The 1,919-nt window shown below is 51.3% G+C and carries 2 protein-coding genes; both read right to left on the reverse strand.

All coding sequences use genetic code 11. From position 1 onward, the window contains the following. Positions 1-632: 632 nt before the first annotated feature. Entirely contained in the window at positions 633-815 is a 183-nt protein-coding gene (locus HBM92_RS25035) for a hypothetical protein (RefSeq protein ID WP_016265984.1), read from the reverse strand. 225 nt (positions 816-1,040) lie between these two features. Next, entirely contained in the window at positions 1,041-1,277 is a 237-nt protein-coding gene (locus HBM92_RS25040) for a hypothetical protein (RefSeq protein ID WP_001676031.1), read from the reverse strand. Positions 1,278-1,919 lie beyond the last annotated feature (642 nt).

Raw genomic sequence — 1,919 nt, forward strand, 5'->3', positions numbered from 1 at the left:
CTCATTCCACGCCTGACACTCAGTTCCGGGTAGGCAGTTCGCTCCAAGCTGGACTGTATGCACAAACCCCCCGTTCAGTCCGACTGCTGCGCCTTACCCGGTAACTATCATCTTGAGTCCAACCCGAGAAAGCACGACAAAGCGCCACTGGCAGCAGCCACTGGTAACTGGGATATACGAGAGAGAGATTCAGAGGTCTTGAAGTATGGGCCTGACTGCGGCTACACTGAAAGAACAGTTTCGGTATCTGCGGTCTCGTATACCCAGTTACCTGGTTAAGCAGTTCCCCAACTGACTTAACCTTCGATCAAACCACCTCCCCAGGTGGTTTTTTCGTTTTCAGAGCAAGAGATTACGACTGAAACGACAGGATCACAAGAAGATCATTAACTCCGAGAGTAGTAACCCCCACCATGTTTGCCTATCAACACACTTAGGAAACATTACTTGCGTTTAGTTATACGACTTCTAGCTCTCCATAACAGATCCTCATTTTCTGCTGATGGATTTCGACGGTATCGTTCCTCCGCTTTCCGTACTCCATATTCAGGAAACACCCTGACAGCAACCATTTGTATAAAGACATAACACACCAAAAGCAAAAATAAAAAACCAATAAACTCAAACATATATCACCCTCTTTTCTTCTCATTTCTCATGCGTGTAGCCACCATTATTTTATAGTTAGCACTCGTAGGGTTCTCCATATATTTACGGGTAGCACGTTCGACGGCAGATTCGGATGAACTAAAAAAAAGCATAAATAATTTAAATGCAATAACGGCGACTACCACTACACCAATAAATGTAAGCATCACTCTTACTCCTGTTATCAACATTAAACATAACATCCGTTGGCCGCACCGCCTCAAACGCCCTCAGCGCGTTTCTGAGGCCTCCGGCCTGAAACATACACCTTTCTGTGCCCATATCGAGAAAAAACGCCCCTGATGATTTCTGCGTACCTGCATGGCTATGCACGCGGGTGAATGGCAGACGATTTCGGAGTGTCAGCACCACTAAACCGCCAAAAGGCGCAATCAGCGGCGCGGCGCGCGCGGACGTGACCAGGCAAACTCGGACTGCTGCCGCTCATCCTCACGTAATGCACGCTGGCGGTCGGCGTAACGCTGCGACTCAATCTGCGCACGCGCTCTGTTCAGGACGATATGCCGGTTCGGCTGATTTAGCTTTTTGCCTGACGCTCTCTCAGCTGCGGCAATAGCATCATCAAGAAATTTTTTCTCTGCAGGTGTCAGGTTTGTCAGTCTGTTCATAGCATTCTCCCGTCAGAATAACTCCGCACAGTCTGCCAGACACAGCAGAACCGATGAAGCGCTGGCGGTGCTGAAAGACAGCCAGAAACGGTGAACGGGAGCGGATTTTAATCCGGTGACGTGAGACGTTGGGCAAGCCGCAGGCGCGGCAGTGGTTTTAGCGGGTTTCGGGGCGCAGCCCTGAACCAGTCACGCAGCGCTAGCGGAGTGTATACTGGCTTACTATGTTGGCACGGATGAGGGTGTCAGTGAAGTGCTTCATGTGGCAGGAGAAAAAAGGCGGCACCGGCGCGTCAGCAGAATATGTGATACAGGATATATTCCGCTTCCTCGCTCACTGACTCGCTACGCTCGGTCGTTCGACTGCGGCGAGCGGAAATGGCTTACGAACGGGGCGGAGATTTCCTGGAGGATGCCAGGAAGAGACTTAACAGGGAAGCGATAGGGCCGCGGCGAAGCCGTTTTTCCATAGGCTCCGCCCCCCTGACAAGCATCACGAAACCTGACGCTCAAATCAGTGGTGGCGAAACCCGACAGGACTATAAAGATACCAGGCGTTTCCCCCTGGCGGCTCCCTCGTGCGCTCTCCTGTTCCTGCCTTTCGGTTTACCGGTGTCATTCCGCTGTTATGGCCGCGTTTAT

The organism is Escherichia sp. E.sYA108 (genome assembly GCF_011754335.1).
In the GTDB taxonomy this organism is placed as follows: Bacteria; Pseudomonadota; Gammaproteobacteria; order Enterobacterales; family Enterobacteriaceae; genus Escherichia; species Escherichia coli.